Annotated in this window: 24 protein-coding genes, 1 tRNA gene and 1 pseudogene; 12 read left to right on the top strand and 14 right to left on the bottom strand. The window is 70.9% G+C overall.

Annotated elements, in window-relative coordinates; all coding sequences use genetic code 11:
* Window positions 1-43: 43 nt before the first annotated feature.
* From BDK92_RS20725 to BDK92_RS20715, 3 genes and pseudogenes are all read left to right on the top strand, one after another.
* Window positions 44-1348 (top strand): MFS transporter, encoded by a 1305-nt coding sequence (locus BDK92_RS20725; protein WP_246017153.1) that lies wholly within the window; start codon window positions 44-46, stop codon window positions 1346-1348.
* Window positions 1349-1433: 85 nt separating this feature from the next.
* Window positions 1434-3143 carry a D-glycero-beta-D-manno-heptose 1-phosphate adenylyltransferase gene (gene rfaE2 / locus BDK92_RS20720; RefSeq protein ID WP_121158212.1) on the top strand — a complete coding sequence of 570 codons (1710 nt, stop codon included), beginning with the start codon at window positions 1434-1436 and terminating at the stop codon, window positions 3141-3143.
* A 14-nt stretch (window positions 3144-3157) separates the two neighbouring features.
* A pseudogene (locus BDK92_RS20715) lies at window positions 3158-4006 on the top strand (glycosyltransferase family A protein); the annotation flags it as partial.
* Window positions 4007-4176: 170 nt separating this feature from the next.
* Here BDK92_RS20715 and BDK92_RS20710 read toward each other — a convergent pair.
* From BDK92_RS20710 to BDK92_RS20685, 6 genes are all read right to left on the bottom strand, one after another.
* A complete protein-coding gene (locus BDK92_RS20710) occupies window positions 4177-5277 on the bottom strand; it encodes a glycosyltransferase family 9 protein (RefSeq protein WP_121158210.1) in 1101 nt (366 codons plus the stop codon).
* A 15-nt stretch (window positions 5278-5292) separates the two neighbouring features.
* Entirely contained in the window at window positions 5293-6033 is a 741-nt protein-coding gene (locus BDK92_RS41220) for an Hsp20/alpha crystallin family protein (protein WP_425462247.1), read from the bottom strand.
* Window positions 6030-6542 (bottom strand): DUF2231 domain-containing protein, encoded by a 513-nt coding sequence (locus BDK92_RS20700; RefSeq protein WP_121158209.1) that lies wholly within the window; start codon window positions 6540-6542, stop codon window positions 6030-6032. The genes BDK92_RS41220 and BDK92_RS20700 overlap by 4 nt, the downstream gene beginning before the upstream one ends.
* Window positions 6543-6669: 127 nt before the next feature.
* Window positions 6670-7641, bottom strand: a complete 972-nt coding sequence (locus tag BDK92_RS20695) for a helix-turn-helix domain-containing protein (RefSeq protein ID WP_121158208.1) — start codon at window positions 7639-7641, stop codon at window positions 6670-6672.
* A gap of 9 nt (window positions 7642-7650) precedes the next feature.
* Entirely contained in the window at window positions 7651-8631 is a 981-nt protein-coding gene (locus BDK92_RS20690) for an alpha/beta hydrolase (RefSeq protein ID WP_121162431.1), read from the bottom strand.
* 300 nt (window positions 8632-8931) lie between these two features.
* Window positions 8932-9008: transfer RNA gene (locus BDK92_RS20685), tRNA-Thr, on the bottom strand.
* Window positions 9009-9328: 320 nt separating this feature from the next.
* Between BDK92_RS20685 and BDK92_RS20680 the strand changes: the two genes are divergently transcribed.
* The 5 genes from BDK92_RS20680 (at window position 9329) to BDK92_RS20660 (ending at window position 13097) form a co-directional block, all read left to right on the top strand.
* Window positions 9329-9964: an RICIN domain-containing protein gene (locus BDK92_RS20680; RefSeq protein ID WP_170208632.1), complete on the top strand. Its 636-nt coding sequence runs from the start codon at window positions 9329-9331 to the stop codon at window positions 9962-9964.
* Between the two features lie 157 nt (window positions 9965-10121).
* Window positions 10122-11876, top strand: a complete 1755-nt coding sequence (locus tag BDK92_RS20675) for a metallophosphoesterase family protein (protein ID WP_425462246.1) — start codon at window positions 10122-10124, stop codon at window positions 11874-11876.
* A 62-nt stretch (window positions 11877-11938) separates the two neighbouring features.
* Window positions 11939-12286: an ArsR/SmtB family transcription factor gene (locus tag BDK92_RS20670; RefSeq protein ID WP_121158206.1), complete on the top strand. Its 348-nt coding sequence runs from the start codon at window positions 11939-11941 to the stop codon at window positions 12284-12286.
* Entirely contained in the window at window positions 12283-12744 is a 462-nt protein-coding gene (locus tag BDK92_RS20665) for an SRPBCC family protein (protein WP_121158205.1), read from the top strand. Before BDK92_RS20670 ends, BDK92_RS20665 begins: the two co-directional genes overlap by 4 nt.
* Window positions 12741-13097: a nuclear transport factor 2 family protein gene (locus tag BDK92_RS20660; RefSeq protein ID WP_121158204.1), complete on the top strand. Its 357-nt coding sequence runs from the start codon at window positions 12741-12743 to the stop codon at window positions 13095-13097. Before BDK92_RS20665 ends, BDK92_RS20660 begins: the two co-directional genes overlap by 4 nt.
* A gap of 50 nt (window positions 13098-13147) precedes the next feature.
* Here the strand turns inward: BDK92_RS20660 and BDK92_RS20655 are convergent, their stop codons facing one another.
* Both BDK92_RS20655 and BDK92_RS20650 read right to left on the bottom strand, forming a co-directional pair.
* Window positions 13148-13651 (bottom strand): AAA family ATPase, encoded by a 504-nt coding sequence (locus BDK92_RS20655; protein WP_246017151.1) that lies wholly within the window; start codon window positions 13649-13651, stop codon window positions 13148-13150.
* A gap of 144 nt (window positions 13652-13795) precedes the next feature.
* Window positions 13796-13981: a DUF397 domain-containing protein gene (locus BDK92_RS20650; RefSeq protein WP_121162429.1), complete on the bottom strand. Its 186-nt coding sequence runs from the start codon at window positions 13979-13981 to the stop codon at window positions 13796-13798.
* 131 nt (window positions 13982-14112) lie between these two features.
* Between BDK92_RS20650 and BDK92_RS39090 the strand changes: the two genes are divergently transcribed.
* On the top strand, window positions 14113-14250 hold the full coding sequence (locus BDK92_RS39090) for a hypothetical protein (protein ID WP_170208631.1): 138 nt from the start codon (window positions 14113-14115) through the stop codon (window positions 14248-14250).
* 88 nt (window positions 14251-14338) lie between these two features.
* Here the strand turns inward: BDK92_RS39090 and BDK92_RS20645 are convergent, their stop codons facing one another.
* Window positions 14339-14527 (bottom strand): DUF397 domain-containing protein, encoded by a 189-nt coding sequence (locus BDK92_RS20645; protein ID WP_121158203.1) that lies wholly within the window; start codon window positions 14525-14527, stop codon window positions 14339-14341.
* On the bottom strand, window positions 14487-15308 hold the full coding sequence (locus BDK92_RS20640; RefSeq protein ID WP_170208630.1) for a helix-turn-helix domain-containing protein: 822 nt from the start codon (window positions 15306-15308) through the stop codon (window positions 14487-14489). Before BDK92_RS20640 ends, BDK92_RS20645 begins: the two co-directional genes overlap by 41 nt.
* Before the next feature lie 227 nt (window positions 15309-15535).
* On the opposite strand from BDK92_RS20640, the gene BDK92_RS20635 reads away from it, so the two are divergent.
* From BDK92_RS20635 to BDK92_RS20625, 3 genes are read left to right on the top strand one after another with little or no spacing between them, the layout of a single operon-like run.
* Complete coding sequence (locus BDK92_RS20635; protein WP_121158201.1) at window positions 15536-15733, top strand: hypothetical protein; 198 nt, start codon at window positions 15536-15538, stop codon at window positions 15731-15733.
* Window positions 15730-16011 (top strand): hypothetical protein, encoded by a 282-nt coding sequence (locus BDK92_RS20630; RefSeq protein ID WP_121158200.1) that lies wholly within the window; start codon window positions 15730-15732, stop codon window positions 16009-16011. Before BDK92_RS20635 ends, BDK92_RS20630 begins: the two co-directional genes overlap by 4 nt.
* Entirely contained in the window at window positions 16011-16295 is a 285-nt protein-coding gene (locus BDK92_RS20625; protein WP_121158199.1) for a hypothetical protein, read from the top strand. The genes BDK92_RS20630 and BDK92_RS20625 overlap by 1 nt, the downstream gene beginning before the upstream one ends.
* A gap of 11 nt (window positions 16296-16306) precedes the next feature.
* Here the strand turns inward: BDK92_RS20625 and BDK92_RS20620 are convergent, their stop codons facing one another.
* The 4 genes from BDK92_RS20620 to BDK92_RS20605 all read right to left on the bottom strand — a co-directional run bounded on the left by BDK92_RS20620 (window position 16307) and on the right by BDK92_RS20605 (window position 18518).
* Window positions 16307-17149: a PSP1 domain-containing protein gene (locus tag BDK92_RS20620; protein ID WP_121158198.1), complete on the bottom strand. Its 843-nt coding sequence runs from the start codon at window positions 17147-17149 to the stop codon at window positions 16307-16309.
* A 65-nt stretch (window positions 17150-17214) separates the two neighbouring features.
* Window positions 17215-17886, bottom strand: a complete 672-nt coding sequence (locus BDK92_RS20615; RefSeq protein WP_121158197.1) for a hypothetical protein — start codon at window positions 17884-17886, stop codon at window positions 17215-17217.
* On the bottom strand, window positions 17886-18191 hold the full coding sequence (locus BDK92_RS39085) for a hypothetical protein (protein WP_170208629.1): 306 nt from the start codon (window positions 18189-18191) through the stop codon (window positions 17886-17888). Before BDK92_RS39085 ends, BDK92_RS20615 begins: the two co-directional genes overlap by 1 nt.
* Window positions 18192-18518, bottom strand: a complete 327-nt coding sequence (locus tag BDK92_RS20605) for a YbaB/EbfC family nucleoid-associated protein (protein WP_121158196.1) — start codon at window positions 18516-18518, stop codon at window positions 18192-18194.
* Window positions 18519-18633: the final 115 nt, after the last annotated feature.

Genomic DNA, 18633 nt, shown 5'->3' with positions numbered 1-18633 from the left:
AAACCCACTCGACGCGACCAACCCGATCCGGCACCATCCGCAGGTGACCACCACCCTGCTCCGGCGTCTGGCGTTGGACCTCACGCCACTGCGTACCTCCCGGGACTTCCGGTTGGTCTTCTCCGCCGCCGGGATCTCCGGGTTCGGGTCGTTCATCACGTACGTCACCGTCCCGTACCAGGTGTACGAGATGACGCACGACCCACTCCTGGTCGGCCTGCTCGGGGTGGTCGAACTCGTACCCCTGCTCGTGATGGGTTTCGTCGGCGGCGCCCTCGCCGACTACCTCGACCGTCGCCGGCTGGTCCTCGGCGGCGAGGTCGGGCTCACCGCACTCTGCGCGGTGCTGCTGCTCAACGCGCTCTCCGACCAGCCGCACCTGTGGCTGCTCTACCTGGTCGCCGGGCTGACCGCGGCGGTCGACGGGCTGCAACGACCGGCCCTGGAGGGCCTCACACCGCGCCTGGTCACCCCGGCCGAGATCCCCGCCGCGAGCGCGCTCAACTCGCTGCGCATGCAGGTCGCGCAGCTCGCCGGGCCGGCCCTGGCCGGGGTGCTGATCGCCTCGGTCGACCTGGTCTGGGTGTACGCGATCGACCTCGCCACCTTCGCCGTCTCGCTCGCCTGCCTGGCGGTGGTCCGCGCGGTCCCGCCACCACCCGCCGCCGACCGCCCGTCGGTACGTTCGGTGCTGACCGGCCTGCGCTACGCCCGCAGCCGCCCCGAACTGCTCGGCACCTACCTGGTCGACATCAACGCGATGTTCTTCGGGATGCCGCAGGCGCTCTATCCGTTCATGGCCGGCAAACTCGGCGGCCCGGCCGTGCTCGGGCTGCTCTACGCCGCCCCGGCGGTCGGGTCGCTGCTCGCCACCCTCGGCTCCGGCTGGACCCGGCAGGTGCACCGGCACGGGCTGATGGTGGTGCTGGCGGCCGGGGCGTGGGGGCTGGCGATCCTGGCCTTCGGGTTGGTCGACTCGCTCTGGTTGGCGCTGGTCCTGCTCGCCCTGGCCGGCGCCGCCGACATGGTCTCCGGACTGTTCCGGATGATCATCTGGAACCAGACCATCCCCGACCACCTACGCGGGCGGTTGGCCGGCATCGAGATGCTGTCCTACTCGACCGGGCCGCTGCTCGGCCAGCTCCGCTCCGGGCTGGCCGCCCGCTGGCTCGGGGTGAACGGTTCGATCGTCTCCGGCGGCCTGCTCTGCGTGGTCGGCACGGTCGCCCTCGCCGCCGCGCTGCCGCAGTTCCTCCGCTACGACGGCCGCGACGGCCTGGCCCGCAAGGAGGCCGAGGACGCCGCCTGGGCCGCCGCCGCGGCCACCCCCGCCACCAGCCCGGGATAACCCCGAACGGGGACGCAGACGCCCAGAACCACCTGGCGCCGGTGGCGGTCCGGTTTGGCCCCGGCGACAGCGGGGACCCGCCGGTATGGCGATCGGAGCAGAGGAAGATCGGCGACTCGCCGACGTGGTGGAGAGCTGGGTCGGGCGTGGCGTGCTGGTGGTCGGCGACGCGATGCTCGACGAGTGGCGGTTCGCCGATTCCGACCGGCTCTGCCGCGAGGCACCCGCCCCCGTACTCACCCTGCGACGGCGGATCACCGCAGCCGGTGGCGCGGCGAACACCGCGGTCAACCTGAGCGCGCTCGGCGGCCGGGCCGCACTGGTGGCACCGGTCGGCGCCGACGTGGCCGGCGACGAACTACACGACTGCCTCGACCGGGCCGGAGTCTGGGACCGTACGGTCTCCCAGAGCGGCCGCAGCACCCCGGTCAAACGAAGGCTGCTCGCCGCCGACCAGATCCTGGTACGCGAGGACGAGGGCGACCGGGACGACCGGCTCTGCGTCGACGGGGTGCAACGGCTGCTCGCCGCGCTGGCCAGCGCCACCGAGGAACTCCGCGAGGTCGCCGGGCACCCGCCCACGCTGGTGATCTGCGACTACGGCCTCGGCGCGCTACCCGAACCGATCCGCGGCTGGCTGGTCGAGCACCGCGACCTCTTCGGCACGGTCGCCCTCGACGCGCACGACCTGGCCTACTGGCGCGGGCTCGCCCCGACCGTGGTGACGCCGAGCTTCGCCGAGGCCACCCGACTGCTCAACGCACCCGCCACCGGGCCGCAGCCCCAGCCGGATCCGGATCCGACGGACGTGTCCGGACTGGACACACCCACGGTGGTGACCACGACGGCCGTACCGCCGCTGCCGGAACGGCCGCGCGGCTTCACCGAGGACCGGGTCGCCAGTGGTACCGACCGGGCCGGCATGGCCCGCGCCCACCTCGCCGAGCTCCGGGAACGTACCGGCGCGGACGTGGTCGCGGTGACCCTGGACACCGACGGCGCGGTGGTCGGCGGCGCCGACGGTGAACCCCGACGCAGCCACGCCACCCCGGTCCCGGCCAGCCACGCGGTCGGCGCCGGCGACGCGTACCTGGCCGCGATGACCCTGGCACTGGCGGCGGGAGCACCCCTGCCGACCGCCGCCCAGCTCGCCCAACTCGCCGCCACCACCACCGTCGCGGGGACCGGCACCTGTGTCTGCGTACGCGAGGATCTGCTCTCCGCTCTCGGCTCGACCGGTGCGGCCACGCGCCCGCCAGCGGTGGTCGACCACGGCGGGCTGGACGCGCTGATCGCCGGGCACCGCCGCGAGGGGCGGTCGGTGGTCTTCACCAACGGCTGCTTCGACGTGCTGCACCGGGGGCACGTCCGCTACCTCGACCAGGCCCGCGCGCTCGGCGACGTGCTGGTGGTGGCGGTCAACTCGGACGACAGCGTACGGCGACTCAAGGGCGCCGACCGGCCGGTGAACCCGGTCGAGGACCGGGTGGCGGTGCTCGCCGCGCTCGCCTGCGTCGACCACGTGGTGGTCTTCGAGGAGGACTCACCGGCCGCCCTGATCGAAACCGTCCGACCGGACGTGTACGTCAAGGGCGGCGACTACCCGCCCGAGATGGTGCCCGAGGCCCCGCTGGTACGTCGCCTCGGCGGCCAGGTCCGCACCCTCGGTTACGTACCCGACCGCTCCACCTCCGCCATCATCGAGAAGATCCGCGCCCAGTCGACGGAAGGAAGGGCCCCTAGTACAACGCATAGCGATAACAGGGGGCCCTTCCTCACCGGTAGCCCGTCGTGAGTCCGCCGCCCGTCGTGAACCGGCCGCTGGCCTCGGACGACGCGGCGGAGTTCCGTACCGACCGGCTGCTGGACGTCCTCATCCCGACCCGGAACCGGCCGGCCGAACTCGCCGTCACCCTCGCCGGGCTGGCCGCCCAGAACGGGCCGGCGGGTTTCGGAGTGGTGGTCAGCGACCAGTCCGGGGGCGGCCCGCCGTGGAGCCAGCCAGCGGTCGCGACGACCGTACGCGTACTGCGCCACCGGGGACACCCGGTGCTGCTGACCCGGCGGCTGCCCCGGCGCGGGCTGGCCGAACACCGGGCGTACCTGCTCGACCAGTCACGCGCCCGGTACGTCCTCTTCCTCGACGACGACGTCTGGCTCGAACCCGACGCGGTCGACCGGCTCGTCACCGCGATCCAGGAACTCGGCTGCGGCTTCGTCGGCAACGCGGTGCACGGCCTCTCCTACCTCGACGACGTACGACCGGAGACCCACCGGCACTACGAGGAGTGGGACGGTCAGCCGACCCCGGAGGAGGTCCGACCCGGCACGCCGGAGTGGGACCGGGCCCGGATCCACCCCGCCGCCAACCTGCTGCACGTCACCGAGACGGTCGGGCTGAGGCCCGGCCAGTGGCGGGCGTACAAGGTCTCCTGGATCGGCGGTTGTGTGCTCTACGACCGGGCCCGGCTGCACGACTCGGGCGGCTTCGACTTCTGGCACCGGCTGCCGGAGAAACACCAGGGCGAGGATGTCGCCGCGCAACTCGCGGTGATGGCCCGGTACGGCGGCGCCGGCATCCTGCCCAGCGGCGCCTACCACCTGGAGGCACCGACCACGGTCACCGACCGGGAGGTCGAGGCGTGGGAGATCGTCCTCGCCGACCAGCCCGACGACGACACCACCGTGACCCTGGAGCCCGCGCCCCACTCGTTGGAACCCCAGGCCACGTCGCTGGAAACCCAGGCCGCCCTCGAACCCACCTGAGGTAAGGAAGGGCCCCTTGTTATCGCTATACGTTGTACCAGGGGCCCTTCCTAACAGCGCGCTCACGCCGGCTGCGCCAGGTCGGTGACCGCCTCCAGGACCTCGACCACGGGTACGTCGGTGACGAACGAGACGCGGTGCGGGCAGTCCTCGCCGGAACGGGCCGGATAGATCCCCCGGCTGCAGTCGACCCCACACTCCGGGCAGTTGATGGTCCACGAGCCGATCGGGCGGTGCCGGGCCCGCAACGGCGTGGCGCAGTTGATCAGGTTGCCGACCCAGAAGATGCCGACGGTCGGCGTACCGACGGCCGCCGCCACGTGCACCGGGCCGGTGTCGTTCGCGACCACCACCGCGCACCCGGTGTAGAAACCGAGCAGCCCGCCGAGGGACAGCTCCCCGGCGAGCGAACGTACCGGCGCGCGGGCGGCGGTCACCACCTGGTCGGCCAGGTCCCGTTCCTGCGCGGTGCCGGTGACGAAAACCTCGTACCCGTCGGCGACCAGGCGCTCGGCCACCTCGGCGAACCGCTCCGCCGGCCAGCGGCGGCGCGGGTCACTGGCGCCCGGGTGCAGCGCGATCCGGGGCCGGTCCGGGGCCGGGTCACCGACCACCGAGTGGGCCTGCGCCAGGTCGGCCGGGGTGACGTGCAGCCGGGGACTCACCGTGGCCGGGCTCGCCCCGACCAGTCCGGCGACCTCCAGATAGCGGAAGACCTCCGGCTGGTAGAAGACGTACCGCATCCACCGGTCGAGCTCCGGTGCGCCTTCGGCCCGCAGACCGGCGGTGATCCGGGCGCCCAGGGCGGCGACGACCGGGTTCGAGTTCGCCCCGCCCCCGTGCATCTGGAGGGCGAGGTCGAACCGCTCCCGGCGGGCGGCGTCGAGGAACTCGGCCATGGTCGGCGTTTCCGGCTCGTTCGGACCGGCGGCCCGGATCCCGTCGGCCGGCGGCACGACCAGCACCCGGTCCACCGGTCCGGGCCGCTGGGCGAGCAGGTCCGCGTGCCACGGTGCCCCGATCAGGACCAGTTCGGCGTCCGGGTAACCGGCCCGCAGCGCGTCCAGGGCGGGCAGCGCGAAAATAAAATCACCAAGGGCATTGGCCCGGAGTACGGCGATCCGCTCGACGTCCGGCACCAGGTCGCGTACCCGGCCGACCATCTCCCCGTACGCCGCTCAGCCGAACTGGCGGCGGGTGGGCTGCCCCGTCCCGGCCTCCGGCTGGTGCAGTTCCCGGTCGGCGGCCGGATCGCCCAGCGGAGTGGGTGCGCCGCCACCGCTGGCGCGGGCCGAGCTGCCGGCGGTCAGCGCCGCCTCACCGACCCGACGTGCGGCGGCACCGGCCGAGATGGCGGGTCCGCCGTCGACCCGTCCGTCGTCGGGGTTACCGACGACCGGAGCGGTGGGGGCGCGACCTGTCGTGGGGCGGGCCGTCGCATAACGGCGACCGATCGTGATCGTACGGCGGCCCGAGCGCCCCGCCTTCGGTAACGCCACCGTGAGCAGCCCGTGGTCCATCACCGCGTCGATCCGGTCCAGATCCGCCTCGCCGGGCAGGCGTACCCGGTGTTCGAAGGCGCGTTCCCGGGAACCGGTGCCGGGCATCCCGGCCCGGTCGGCGTTGACCTCCTCCTCGGAGCGGGCCCGTACGCAGAGGTCCCGGCCGTCGATTTCGAGCGCGACCTCCTCGGGGGCGACCCCGGGAAGCCGGGCGACGACGTACCAGCCGTCCTCGCTCTCGACGAGTTCCACCGCCGGGGGCGGGCCGCCGACCCCGGCCAGGGCCGAGTTGACCATCCGGCCGAGTTCTTCACGGAAGGCCCGGAACCCGGAGACCGCACGGAGCCCGGTCGACGTTCCGATCTCGGTCACCGCTTCCCGGCTCCGGTCGAGTCCCGCCTGCACGGTTTCACTCATCGGGCGTCTCCCATCCGGCCCATTCCGTCCGCCGGGGCCGGGCTCAGCGAACTGGGGGCGTTCAGGTTGGCGTTGGTGTCGACGCCGACACCGAGCCGGTCGACCAGTTCACCGCCGAACCAGGCGCCGAGACCGACACAGCCGAGGGCCACCACCTCGATGGCGAACAGCGCGCCACCGGCCCCGCGATCGTCGGCTGCCATCCGTACCGCCCAGATCGCGGCGAAGAGCAGGATCACCGCAGTGTTGACCGCCGCGTGACTGATCCCGATCCGCTTGGCCCGGGTGCCGCCCGGGATGGCGAGCAGGTCGACCGCGCCGACCGCGGCCGCGAGTACGCCACCGATCAGCCCGATCAGGATGTTCCAGTACGCCACCTCGCCCAGGGACTCGGGCCCACCGACCATGTCGGCGAAGTCGAAGATCACTGCGGTCACGAAGAGCGCGACCGGGAACATGACCAGCATCGGGTGCACTGGATGACCCAGTGACTTGATCCGGCTTTCCATGGCCGCCTCCCAGGCTCCAGCGGGCGTTCCCGCGCTGGGCCCGTACCCGTCCGGCGACCCTGGCAAACCTGAACTGCTGTGCCAAAACCCGCCCCACCCCGGTCCGGTGCAATCCGCATCGGCTCGGTCAGGACGGGTGGCGGTGCAGGCGTCGGAGGGCGAGCGCCAGCTGGAGCCGCAACCGGCCCTGCGGCTCCCGCACACTCCAGCCGAGCCAGTGCTCCGCGTGCTCGACACGGTCCTGCAGCGTCGAATGATGCAGGCGCAGCACGGTCGCCGCCGCGCGCATGCTGATGGTCGACGCCACCGCGTGCAGCGTGGTCAGGACCCAGGGCGCCGCGTTCGCCGCGTGTTCCAGCGCCCGCACGTCCGGCACCCCGGCCGGGTCGGGGACGAGTGCGAGCACGGCCAGCCCGCCCAGCTCCTCGAAGTGCACCAACGTCTCGCCGGGGTCCTCGTCGGTACCTTCGGCGGCGAAGCGCAACGCCGTCCGGGCCGCCTGGTGGGACTCGGGCAGGTCGAGCAGCGGCACCGCCGGACCGATCCCGGCCCGGGTGGTGGGTGGCGGTGTGCCGGCCGCCGCCAGCCGGGACTCGCCCGAGCCCAGAGCGACCGCGTACGCCGTGCCGTCCACGGGCAGTCCCAGCCGGCGGGCCGCATGCAGGCGTACGTCGGCGGGCGCGGACGCGTCGACGACCAGCTCGACCGCCGCCGGGTCGGTGGCGGGGGCCCGGCCACGGGTGCGGTCCAGCACGGAGCCGGCCGCGCCCGCCGCCCGTTCCAGCACCATCGCGTCCACCGGACCGGGCGGCCCGACGCGTTCCAGCCGCAGCATCGCCGTGCCGACCGGCTGGCCGGGCCAGCTCTCGTCCGCCGGGCCGGGCAGCGGGGCGGCGATCCCGTCCGGCAGCATCCGGATGTGCACCCGGCGGGCGTCGTCGTCCAGCCGGGCCGGGCATCCGGCCAGCACGGCGGCCCCACGGACGATGCTCTGCAGACCGGCGCGTCCCTCGACCAGGCCGTCGAAGTAGGCGATGACCTGCAACGCGGCACCCGCCTCCGCATCCAGCGCGGCGAGCCGGACGGCCAGGTCTCTCATCAGTTGAGGCTATGCGTTGAGCAACCGGTTGAGCCACGCAACCCGGGCTCGCTTGGCGTCCTGGGAGATCTGAGCGGTCGGCACAGTCACGTCGAAACCGTGGAAGGCGCCCGGCCAGACGTGCAGTTCGGCCTGCCCGCCGGCCTGCCAGATCCGGCTCGCGTACGCGATGTCCTCGTCCCGGAAGGTCTCGGCGCTGCCCACCTCGATGAAGGTGGGCGGCAGCCCGGATAGGTCCTCGGCCCGGGCCGGTGCGGCGTACGGCGAGACGTCCGGCCCGCCCGCCGCGTCGCCGAGCAGCGCTCCCCAGCCTGTCTGGTTGGCGGTGTGGTCCCACATCCCCAGGCCGGCCATCTGCAGCGCGGACGGGGTGTTGTTGCGGTCGTCCAGCATCGGGTAGAGCAGCATCTGCCCGAGCAGGCCGGGGCCGCCCCGGTCGCGGGCCATCAGGGCGACCGCCGCGGCCAGTCCGCCACCGGCGCTGCCTCCGGCGACGATCAGCCGGTCCGGGTCGAACCCGAGTTCGCCGGCGTGTTCGGCGGTCCAGCGCAGTCCGGCGTAACAGTCGTTGACCGGTCCGGGGTGCGGGGTCTCCGGGGCGAGCCGGTATTCGACCGAGACCACGACGAGGTCGAACTCCTCCGCCCAGTCGAGCAAAATTTCCCGCACGCCGCTGCGGTTGTCGCCGAAGATCATGCCGCCGCCGTGGATGTGGTACAGGCATCCCAGGGTGCCGGTGGGGGCGGTGGGCCGGAGGATCAGCAGCGACATGTCCGGGTCCCCGTCCAGGCCGGGTACGGCCCGCTCCTCGATCTCGAACCGGCCGTCGCGCCGCAGTTCGTCGTCGGTGGCTCGTGGCCCGGCGCTGAGGTCGCGCATTGCTGGGATCATGTCCGGCGTCACCGCTGAGGGGAGGAAGTCGGCCATGGCCGCCAGCGCGGCGCCGAGTTCCGGGTCGAACGGCGGCGGGGGAGCCTTGAAGGTGGTCATGCGTTGCCTCCGATGGACAGCGATCACGGGAGTGATCGCTGTGACCAGCATGGCGGCCTGGATCGGTGTGATCGAGCGCCAGGTGGCGGGAACTCCCCGCCAGGTGGCGGGTGACCGACCGCAGCTTCGACAGCGTGCGCCAGCGCCGGACGCGGACAGACAGCGACCGACGCCCGATGTGTCCCGTCCCGTCTGACCTGAGCGCCTACGGGCGTTATCGGAGGTTTTCGAGGGCGATTGAGGTCGCATAGACAAATACGAGGCCCTGACCAGCGTTCCCGCTGGTCAGGGCCTCGTCCCTGGAGCCGCCTGACGGAATCGAACCGTCGACCTACGCATTACGAGTGCGTCGCTCTAGCCGACTGAGCTAAGGCGGCAACGCCCGTCGAGTGTACGGTACGCGCCGCCGACCCCTCACACGGGTTTCCCCCTACGGTCGTCGGGTTGGGGTTGCGCTGCCCACCACTGGGGCCACCCGGGCGGCGGCGGTCGCACCCACAAGTCCGCCAGCCACCGCCGGGCCAAGGCCGCGCGGACAGCCGTGACACGGCACGAGATACATCGTTGCCCCCAAATATTTCCATCTCTAAGATCTTTTCTGGCTCGCCGGCCGCCACCGACGACCGGCGGCATTTCTTTCGATCGGTTCACGGGAGGGGCTTTCCCCATGTCTGGATCAGGAAGAACAAGGCGGGCAGTGGCACTCGTCGCCACGATGGTCGCGGTGGCCCTCGGCGTAGGGGCGCAGAGCGCGACGGCATCCCCCGCCCCCAGCTCCAGCGGAAGCGGGAACGCGATCGACCAGGGGCAACTGGGATTCGTCCCGGTCCCGGCGGCCGACGCCAGAAAGGCCGGCATCGCCGTCGCCGACCCTGAGGTCTTCTACCTCAAGGACGGGCGCGATTTTCGTTGCCTCGACGCGGACCGCGACACCGCCAACGGCAACGGCACCAAGGTCCAGCTCTGGGACTGCCAGTACGGCGCGAAGTTGCAGATGTGGCGGGTGAAGGTGCATTGGACCGGCGCGGGGCAGCAGTACCGCGTCATCTCGAACATCGAAACCGGGCGGTGCCTCGACGGAGACACGTCCTACATCGGAAATGGCGGCAAGGTCCAGTTGTGGGACTGCCAGCCGGGGGCCGACGCGCAGGCGTGGTGGACGCTGCCGAACACCTCGAACCTTTACAACCACCACAGTGGCAAGTGCCTGGACGCGGATGCCGCAACAAGCGGTCAAAACGGCACGAAGATCCACGTATGGAACTGTGAGGCAGGGACACCGGTGGGCCAGACGTGGTTCTACTCCTTCGCCAACTACCAGCTCCCCAGCTGACCAACCTCCGGCAAACAACAGTGCTCCAGCGTCGCCGCCCCGGCGCCCACCCAGGAAGCGATTGGGCGGCGACGCTTTGGAGCTATCCGGCGGAATCCGTCCGGAACGTCCGCCATCGGACAGCGTCCGGCCCGGGTCAACGCTAGGCTCCCGTCGCGTGAGCGACGAACAGGCAGCGGCACCGGCAGCGAGCGCGAACGCGACCGGAGCCGCCGACGTACGACCAGCTCCGCTGCCCCGACCACGCAGCCTCGACCCACAGGAACTCGGCTTCACCCCGGCCGCTCCCGTGCCCTGGCTGGCGCCACTGCTGCTGATCAGCACCGGTGTGCGTACGCTGCTGGCCCTGCTCTTCGGCGCCTATCTGGACAAACGCGAGTTGCAGAACGCGCTGCCCGGCGGGGTCTACCAGGAGCCGGGCACCGATGGCGAGCTGTGGATGGACTTCGTGGCCGACCTGGGCGACGGGTTCAACGCCACGTACTCGGTGGCGTACCTGCTGGCGCAACCGGAACTGGTGCTGGAGGACCGGCGGCTGCCTCGGGGGCAGATGCTGATGATGGGCGGCGACCAGGTCTACCCGACGGCGAGCAGTGGGGCGTACGAGAACCGGTTCAAGGGCCCATACCAGGCGGCTCTGCCCTGCCCGCCCGCTGACGGTCCCGCCCCGACGCTCTACGCCATCCCCGGCAACCACGACTGGTACGACGGCCTGACCGCGTTCCTGCGCCTGTTCGCCCGTTCCCGCGACAGCGACATCGGTGGGTGGCGTACCCCGCAGTCCCGCTCCTACTTCGCCGTGCGGTTGCCGTCGGACTGGTGGCTCTTCGCCCTGGACGAGCAGTCCGGGACGTACCTGGACGATCCGCAGTTGCGCTATTTCGAGGAGGCCGCCGCCCAGCTCGGCCCCGAGTCCAAGGTGATCGTCTCGGTGCCGGCGCCGACCTGGGTCAAGGCGGTGGACAACCCCAAGGCGTACGAGTCCGTCGACTACTTCGTCCGTACCGTGCTCGCCCCGACCGGCGCCCGGGTCCCGCTGGTCCTCTCCGGCGACCTGCACCACTACGCCCGCTACGCCGGCCCGGAGCGGCAGCTCATCCACTGTGGAGGCGGAGGGGCGTACCTCTACCCCACCCACCACCTGCCGGAGCGGATCGAGGTGCCGCCCCGGGACACCGTCGCCCGGCGGGCGAGCGAGAGCCGGGAGTACGACCTCGTCGGCCGCTATCCCGAGCCGGCCCGCTCCCGGCGCTACGGCTGGGGCATCTTCGGCCGGCTACCGTTCCGCAACCCGGGGTTCGTGACCCTGCTCGGCGCCCTGCACGTCCTGCTGATGCTGCCCATCGCCGGGGTGGCGACCCAACGGGCCAGCTCCACCGACCAGGGCCTGTTCAGCATTCCGCTGGTCATCATGCTGGTCGTCGTGCTGGTCGGTGCGGCGTTCTTCGCCAAGCCACCGACGGCGAGCGGCAAACGGCAGATCCGGCACTACCTGCTCGGCGTCGGTCACGGTGTCGGCCACATCGCTCTCGGTGCGGGCGGTGCCTGGGTGTGGCTCCAGCTCCCGTTCCAGGACTGGCCGTGGCCACTGCCGGGGGCAACCGCCGCGTTGTTCTACGGTCCGGTCGCCGGGCTGGTCGCAAGCCAGCTCACCGCCGCGTACCTGCTGATCGCGGGCGCGTTCGGGGTGAACGTCAACGAACTCTTCGCCGGGCAGGGGATCGAGGACGCGAAGAGTTTCCTGCGCCTGCACTTCGCCGCCGGCGGCACGTTGACCATCTATCCGGTTGCGGTCGACACGGTGTCCCGCCAGTGGCGGGTGGGGCCGGACGACCGACCGGACAGTTCGTGGCTGGTCCCGGCGCAGCCGCTGCGCGCCCGGCTCGCCGAGCCACCGATCACCCTGCGCTGAGCCACCCGACGCATTCACAAACCATCGCTTGCGCAAACAAGGGTTTGCATTAGGGTGGGGACATGCCCTCCTCACTCGTGGCACCCGGCCCGGATCTCGACTCGATGTTCGCCGCTCTCGGAGACCCGGTCCGTCGCGCCCTGGTGGCTCGTCTTACGCGCAGTGACGCGACGGTGGGAGAGCTCGCTCAACCATTCGGCCTGACCCCACAGGCGATTTCCCACCACGTCGGTGTCCTACGACGCTGCGGCCTGATCGAACAGCGACGGGAGGGCACCAGGCGCCCCTGCCGGCTGAGGGTCGACCAGCTCTCGCTGCTCGGCACCTGGATCGACGACCAGCGCCGCGCCTGGGACGACCGGCTCGACGCCCTCGAACAGCACCTCACCGAGGATGGGGCAGCCCGTTGACCAGAGCGAAGCTCCGTGGCGACGAACTGATCGCCGAGCGCCATCTCTCGGCGGAACCCGAACGCGTCTGGGCCGCCTTCATCCAGCCGGCGAGCATCGCGGCGTTCTGGGGCGGCTCGCACGCCACCGTGCCCGCTGAGTCCGTGACCGTCGACCTGCGTCCCGGCGGAGAGTTCGCGCTCGACACCCGCGCGCCGGACGGCGCGACCCGCCGGCTCCGGTTCGTCTACGTGAGCATCGCCGCACCGCACGAGCTGGTCTTCGACGAACCCGTCACCGGCCTCCGTACGACCGTCACCATCTCTCCCGCGGACGACGGCACGAACCTCACCGTCCACCAGCGTCGGCTCCCCCGTGAGCTGCGGACGGATCAGGCAGCCGACGGGCTCACCTCGATCCTCGACGCCCTCGACGCACACCTACGACACCAGGCCACACCAGAACAGGGAGCGCCATGACCCAGACGACCCAACGCGACCTCGTCGCGGAATACTTCGCCGGATTCCGGACGAGTGACCACCCGCGCATCCTCGCGACCCTCACCGACGACGTCGAGTGGGTGATCCACGGCCATCGGACCACCCACGGCAAAGCGGAGTTCGACGGGGAGATCGAGAATCCGGCGTTCACCGGCAGCCCTCAGCTCGACGTCCAGCGTGTCCACGAGGACGGCCCGGTCGTCGTCACCACGGGCGAGGGCCACGGCGTCAGCGTCGAGCACGGGCCGTTCCGCTTCGCCTTCAACGACCTGTTCACTTTCCGCGACGGGCTCATCGCCCGCGTCGACTCCTACGTCGTCCCGCTGCCCTGAGGCAGCCGGCGACTCGGTTCGTGGCCGCCGAACCCCGGCTGGAGTGTTCGCTAGGACGTCGTCATCGGGTGCGACGCGATCGCGATCAAGTCGGCGACGACTACATCGAGCGGTCGGCTGGCATCCAGCTCGTGCGTGCAGGTCGCTCTGAGCAGCGGCTCAACCTGGGCGAGGTCATCCAGGATCATCGCTCGTTCCACCGGAGTCTTGCCGTACTCGTTTGTCGTTCTGCGCGCGACCCGGTCAAGGATCACGTCAGCAGGGGCGCTGAGCAGGACGACCGCGTCGAAACGGTGATAGAACCTCGACTGGTTCCTGACGCACCCCTGAACGAAGAGTGAGCGACCGTCATCGGAATCCAGCAGCCCGGTGATCCTTTCCTCGACCCAGAGCCACTCCCCGCGGTGCACCTGGTCAGAGGGCTCGACATACTCGCGATACTCGCGCCAGCCCGGATCATCGGTGTCCACGACGCGATAACCGCGTCGGCCAAGTTCGGCGAGCGCCGACGACTTGCCCGTTCCCGACATGCCGGTTACCAGGATCTTCGACATCGGGGCAACGCTACCGGCCCGAACCACACCCCAACTCCACCAGGTCGACATACCGAACCCCGGCTGGAGTCCCAGCCCCGGATACGGCAAAGCCCCGACCATCCGGTCGGGGCTTTGTGCGGTTCGAGGAGTGTGCCGGACGGACTACCGCTTCGCCAGGTTGACGAAGTCGCGCCACGCCTGCGGCTCGAAGGTCAGCGTCGGGCCGGACTGGTCCTTGCTGTCGCGGACGAGGACGCGACCGGGGAGGTTGTCGGCAACCTCCACACAGTCCCCGCCGTTCTGGCCGCTACGGCTGGACTTGCGCCAGGTCGGCCACTGAGTCGTCATGATCATTCACCAACCTCAGGAGGAGGTCCGTTGACTGGTCGCACGGTAGCGCGACCGCCGCTATAGCCTGCCACGTCCGGTCCAGGCCGGTCACACGAGATGAATCCACCACCACTCGATCTTCATCGAAGATGATTGACCCGGTGGCGGTGGACACGGTGTCCCGTCAGTGGCGGGTGGGACCGGACGACCGACCGGACAGTCCGTGGCTGGTCCCGGCGCAGCCGCTGCGCCTCCGGCTCGCCGAGCCACCGATCACCCTGCGCTGAGCAGCTCGACGGATCCACAAGATACGGCGAAGCCCCGGCCGAATGGTCGGGGCTTCGCAGCGTTTCGGGAGGGGTGTGTCGGGACGGGCTATCCGCGCTTCGCCAGGTTGACGAAGTCGCGCCACGCCTCCGGTTGGAAGGTCAGCGTCGGGCCGGACTGGTCCTTGCTGTCGCGGACGAGGACGCGACCGGGGAGGTTGTCGGCGACCTCCACGCAGTTTCCGCCGTTCTGGCCACTACGACTGGACTTGCGCCAGGTCGGCCACTGAGTCGTCATGATCATTCACCAACCTCAGAATAAGGTCTCTTGACTGGCCACACGGAAGCGCGACCGCACCTATAGCCTGCCACGTCCGGTCCAGGCCGGTCACGCGGGTTGGCTCCGGTACCACTCGATCTTCATAGAAGTCCCCCAGCAGACCAACCATGTTTCCGGCCTCGATGGTGGCCAAAGCGAAGGTACCGCTAAGGCCCGCGTGCAACCCGGCGGAGTCGGGGATGACGTGCACGAAGATGTTCGGCCTGGCGCCAATGTCCGCCAATTGCAGCAGTTGGTCCTTGGCGATCTTCGGAGGCCCGCACCGGAGGGTGGCGGCATCGAGGAAGAAGACGCAGGTGGGGCGATCCTTCCGGTCGAGGATCGCGAGTTGCCGCTCCATCCGGAGGGCGACCCGGCTCTCCACCTCCTCGTCGGAGAGCAGCCCCGTGCTGGCGAACACTGCTCGGGCGTAAGCCTCAGTCTGCAACAGGCCGGGAAGCAGACTCGCCTGGAAGTAGCGCAGGGTTGTCGCCGTCTCCTCAACGCCCTGCCAGGGGAGGAACCAGCTCGGCGGGGTCGGCCGGCGGTTCTTCCGAGCCTCGGCCGATGCTTTCTGGATCTCGTCCCCGGTGCCGAAATGATCGTCCAGAGCTTTGGCGGTGTCGGACTGCGGGACCAGCCGGTTCGTCTCGAACGCCGCGATCAAGGAATTGCTGACCTGGATCGCGTCGGCCACCTGGTCCTGGGTGATCACGCGCTCTGCGCGTAGCTGCTTGAGTCGTGCCGGAAGGTTATTCACCCGTATTTCCTCCTTATAAGAGGCCACGCCCCACATAAAGAGACGCATCCGAGATGGTGCGTCCTTAGTGTTCGGTGAACATATTCCTTTAATGCACGTCGATAGTCCAGGGTGGAGAGGAAGCGCTTTCGTTCGAATCCACCGGCAAGGACGGGCGGAAGTTGCGCGGGGCCGTCCCGCCTTCCCGAACGGGACGGCCCCGCATTCCAAACACCGAAAGGAATGCGATGTTCGTCGTCCAGATCTGGTGGGACCTCATCCTGCGCCTGCTCGCGCCGAGTCCGCCCCCGCCACCCCCGGCACCGCCGCCGCCACCTCTCCCGTCCTGGGCGAACGAGCCAACGGCGGTGCACCGGCAGCACGTCATCACGTACGGCCAGCGACTCGGCTACGACCTCGCCCGGCGCAACGGATACCGGAGATGACCGGGCGACCGTTGGTGAGTCCGGGCGACATCGTCGACGCCGAAGCGGGCGACTACCACCGCGAAAGTGTGCCCCTGCACCAGGACAACATGGGGGATCTCCACCTGCGGGTGACGCACGTGCCGATGGACGCCGGGGCGTACGACACCGAGTGGGTCACCCTGCGCGGCGTCGAAAAGCCGACGGGCAAGCCCGAGCAGCCCGAGGCCGAATACGTGATCCGGCGCCGGGTGCTGCTCGACCGGGAACCGGCCGCACCGCGAGGGCCGGTCTGGTGATGGAACCGAAGCCGGTCGCCAGCCGGCAACTCCACCTGCCGCTACGCCCGGTCTGGTGCTGCCGGATCTGCGCCCAACCGTGGCCGTGCGCGGACGCCCGGCTCGACCTGACGGTGAGCTTCCGCCACCAACGGATCGCGTTGATGCTCTATCTCGGGACGCAGTTCGTCGACGCGATCTCGGACCTGCACGTCTACGACTCGGCCCTCGGGCCACCGCCGGACGTACGGGCCATCTTCGACCGCATCATGTGCTGGATGCCGCCCGACCGCCCCTCGGCGTGAGCCAAGCGCTGCTACGCGTAGCGCTCCTCGTGGGCCTGACGGGAGCCGCAGACCGACGCCCGGCTGCACGACGTACGCGAACCGTCGGCGTCCATCCGTACCACCACCGAGTCGCGCGGCACGCTGTGCGCCACCACCCGGCCCGCCCCGTCCGGGGTGTCGACCCGTGCCCCGACCGCCGGGGCGGTGGCCTGAAATTGTTGGTATAGCGGATGTTCGTACTTCAAACAACACATCAACCGGCCGCAGGCACCGGAGATGCGCAGCGGGTTGAGTGGCAGGTCCTGGTCCTTGGCCATCCGGATGGTGACCGGTTCAAAGTCGGTCAGGAAAGTGGCGCAGCACAGGTCCCGCCCGCAGGAGCCGATGCCGCCCTGGACCCGGGCCGAGTCACGGGCGGAAAGCTGACGCAGCTCCACCCGGCAGTGCAGGGTGGCGCCGAGGTCACGGACCAGCGCCCGGAAATCCACCCGGTGCGGTGCGGTGAAGTAGATCGTCGTACGGGACCCGGAGGAGGTGCCGCCCGGTGCTTCGAGCACGTGGTCGACGGCGATCACCTTCATCGGCAGACCGTGCTCGCGGATCAGGCGCTTGGCGGCGACCTTCGCCTCCGCCTTGCGCTTGCGCTGGAGTTCGTCGCGGCGCAACTCCGGGTCACCGGCGAGCCCCGCCAACCGGGGGAATCCGCTGGTGTCCTCGCTGACCCACTGGGCCGCCCAGACACACTCGGCGACCTCGGGCCCGTCGTCGGTGGGGACCAGCACCCGGTCCCCGACGGCCGGGCGGAAGTCGCCCGGATCCAGGTAGTACAGGCGCCCGTACCGGGTGAAGCTCACCGCACACAGCATCCCCATCCGCCCACCCTACGTCCAAAACACCGCAGACTCCCCCACCGGATTTCCGGGGACGGGGCCGACGGTCAGCGGGCGACCCGGGTGGTGGTGTCGAACCGGCCGGTACCGGCCCCGGCCGGGGCACGGTAGGGCAGTTCGGCGAGCACCTCCGACCACTGGTGCAGCAGCGCCCGCGCCTGTTCCTCCGCCTCGGCCACGGTCGCCAGCACCCGGGCGCCGATCTCGGCGGCGGCAGGTCCGGCCGGACCAGGGTCACCGCTGCGGCCGGCGGTGACCACCGCCACCGCCTCCGCCGAGCCGAGCACCTCGGCGAGGGTGCGGGCCAGCGCGTAACGGGTGCGGACCATCCAGTCGGCGACCGCGTCCGCGTAACTCGCGGTCGCGTCGAGCCGCCCGGTCAGACTCTCCGGCCGGTCCCCGTCGAGGTACGCGACCAGCGCGTCCCGGTGCGCCGCGTACGCCTGCGCCCCGGCACCCTGCCACGGGTCGTCGCCGGTCAGGCGCTGCCGCGCGTGGTCGTACTCGCCGACCTGGGCGCGTACGGCGTGCCCGGCGGCGGCGAACGGCGCCGGCCGGAGCACGAGCACCTCGCCGAGTACGGCCCCGGGCAGGGCGCGCAGCCGGCGCAGCAGTGGCCAGATCCGGTGGTCGTCCGGCGCCCCGGCGCCCGCGAGCAGGTCGTCGACCCGGCCGAGCAGGTCGGCGGCGGGCCCGGCGAGATGGTCCAGCGGATCCATCACACCTCCTGCGCGTGCCGGCGGCGGGCGGCGTCGTCGGTGTCGGTGTAGCCCTCGGCGACCAGGCGCAGGTTGGCGGCGAGGTCGGCGATCCGGTCGGCGGCGGTGACGGCTTCGCGGGCGCGGGCGCCGGTGGCGGCCGACCACTGCCCGGTCAACGCCCCGGTGGTCTCGGTGAACCGGCCCGTACCGGCTGCGTCCGGCACCCGGTCCGACCCACTGGCGGCGGCCAGGCCACGGCCGGCACCGGTGAGCGTGGCAGCCGCTTCGTCCAGCCGGTCGGCGAGTTCACGCAGACTCTCCACTCAGGCCTCCGTCAGCCGCCGGTACGCGCCGAACGTCTCGGTGTGCAACTTCTCCCGGGCCCACCGGGCGGCGTCGGCTGCGGCGGTCACCGCCGCCCGTACCGAGCGGGCCAGGTCGGCGTTGGCCCGCTGCTGCGCGGGAGCCAGGAAACGTACGTCGGTGATCGTGCCGTCGGCGGTCACCACCACCTCGACCAGCCCGTCCGGTGACCGGACACTTACCTCGACCGTCCGCACCGCCTGGTCGAACTCGGCCTGCAACGACTCGATCCGGCGGTAGCGTTCGACCGCTTCCTCGATCCAGGCCTCGTCGATCTCCCGCGACATCGATGAGCTCCTCCCGGCATCCATTCACCGAATGTGCCGTCCCAGTTGCACCAAGCACCGCACCGTACCGGTTGGTCGATGGAAACGGAACCCCGCACGGGGGCACCGGAACGGG

It is taken from the genome of Micromonospora pisi (genome assembly GCF_003633685.1).
GTDB classification, from domain to species: Bacteria; Actinomycetota; Actinomycetes; order Mycobacteriales; family Micromonosporaceae; genus Micromonospora_G; species Micromonospora_G pisi.
This window is presented reverse-complemented; position numbering and strand designations above follow the sequence as displayed.

Coding starts and splice junctions, on each gene's coding strand:
- rfaE2 (WP_121158212.1), top strand. CDS start 1,434: ATGGCGATCGGAGCAGAGGAAGATCGGCGACTCGCCGACGTGGTGGAG.
- BDK92_RS20710 (WP_121158210.1), bottom strand. CDS start 5,277: ATGGTCGGCCGGGTACGCGACCTGGTGCCGGACGTCGAGCGGATCGCC.
- BDK92_RS41220 (WP_425462247.1), bottom strand. CDS start 6,033: ATGAGTGAAACCGTGCAGGCGGGACTCGACCGGAGCCGGGAAGCGGTG.
- BDK92_RS20700 (WP_121158209.1), bottom strand. CDS start 6,542: ATGGAAAGCCGGATCAAGTCACTGGGTCATCCAGTGCACCCGATGCTG.
- BDK92_RS20695 (WP_121158208.1), bottom strand. CDS start 7,641: ATGAGAGACCTGGCCGTCCGGCTCGCCGCGCTGGATGCGGAGGCGGGT.
- BDK92_RS20690 (WP_121162431.1), bottom strand. CDS start 8,631: ATGACCACCTTCAAGGCTCCCCCGCCGCCGTTCGACCCGGAACTCGGC.
- BDK92_RS20670 (WP_121158206.1), top strand. CDS start 11,939: ATGCCCTCCTCACTCGTGGCACCCGGCCCGGATCTCGACTCGATGTTC.
- BDK92_RS20660 (WP_121158204.1), top strand. CDS start 12,741: ATGACCCAGACGACCCAACGCGACCTCGTCGCGGAATACTTCGCCGGA.
- BDK92_RS20655 (WP_246017151.1), bottom strand. CDS start 13,651: ATGTCGAAGATCCTGGTAACCGGCATGTCGGGAACGGGCAAGTCGTCG.
- BDK92_RS20650 (WP_121162429.1), bottom strand. CDS start 13,981: ATGACGACTCAGTGGCCGACCTGGCGCAAGTCCAGCCGTAGCGGCCAG.
- BDK92_RS39090 (WP_170208631.1), top strand. CDS start 14,113: ATGATTGACCCGGTGGCGGTGGACACGGTGTCCCGTCAGTGGCGGGTG.
- BDK92_RS20645 (WP_121158203.1), bottom strand. CDS start 14,527: ATGACGACTCAGTGGCCGACCTGGCGCAAGTCCAGTCGTAGTGGCCAG.
- BDK92_RS20635 (WP_121158201.1), top strand. CDS start 15,536: ATGTTCGTCGTCCAGATCTGGTGGGACCTCATCCTGCGCCTGCTCGCG.
- BDK92_RS20630 (WP_121158200.1), top strand. CDS start 15,730: ATGACCGGGCGACCGTTGGTGAGTCCGGGCGACATCGTCGACGCCGAA.
- BDK92_RS20625 (WP_121158199.1), top strand. CDS start 16,011: ATGGAACCGAAGCCGGTCGCCAGCCGGCAACTCCACCTGCCGCTACGC.
- BDK92_RS20620 (WP_121158198.1), bottom strand. CDS start 17,149: ATGGGGATGCTGTGTGCGGTGAGCTTCACCCGGTACGGGCGCCTGTAC.
- BDK92_RS20615 (WP_121158197.1), bottom strand. CDS start 17,886: ATGGATCCGCTGGACCATCTCGCCGGGCCCGCCGCCGACCTGCTCGGC.
- BDK92_RS20605 (WP_121158196.1), bottom strand. CDS start 18,518: ATGTCGCGGGAGATCGACGAGGCCTGGATCGAGGAAGCGGTCGAACGC.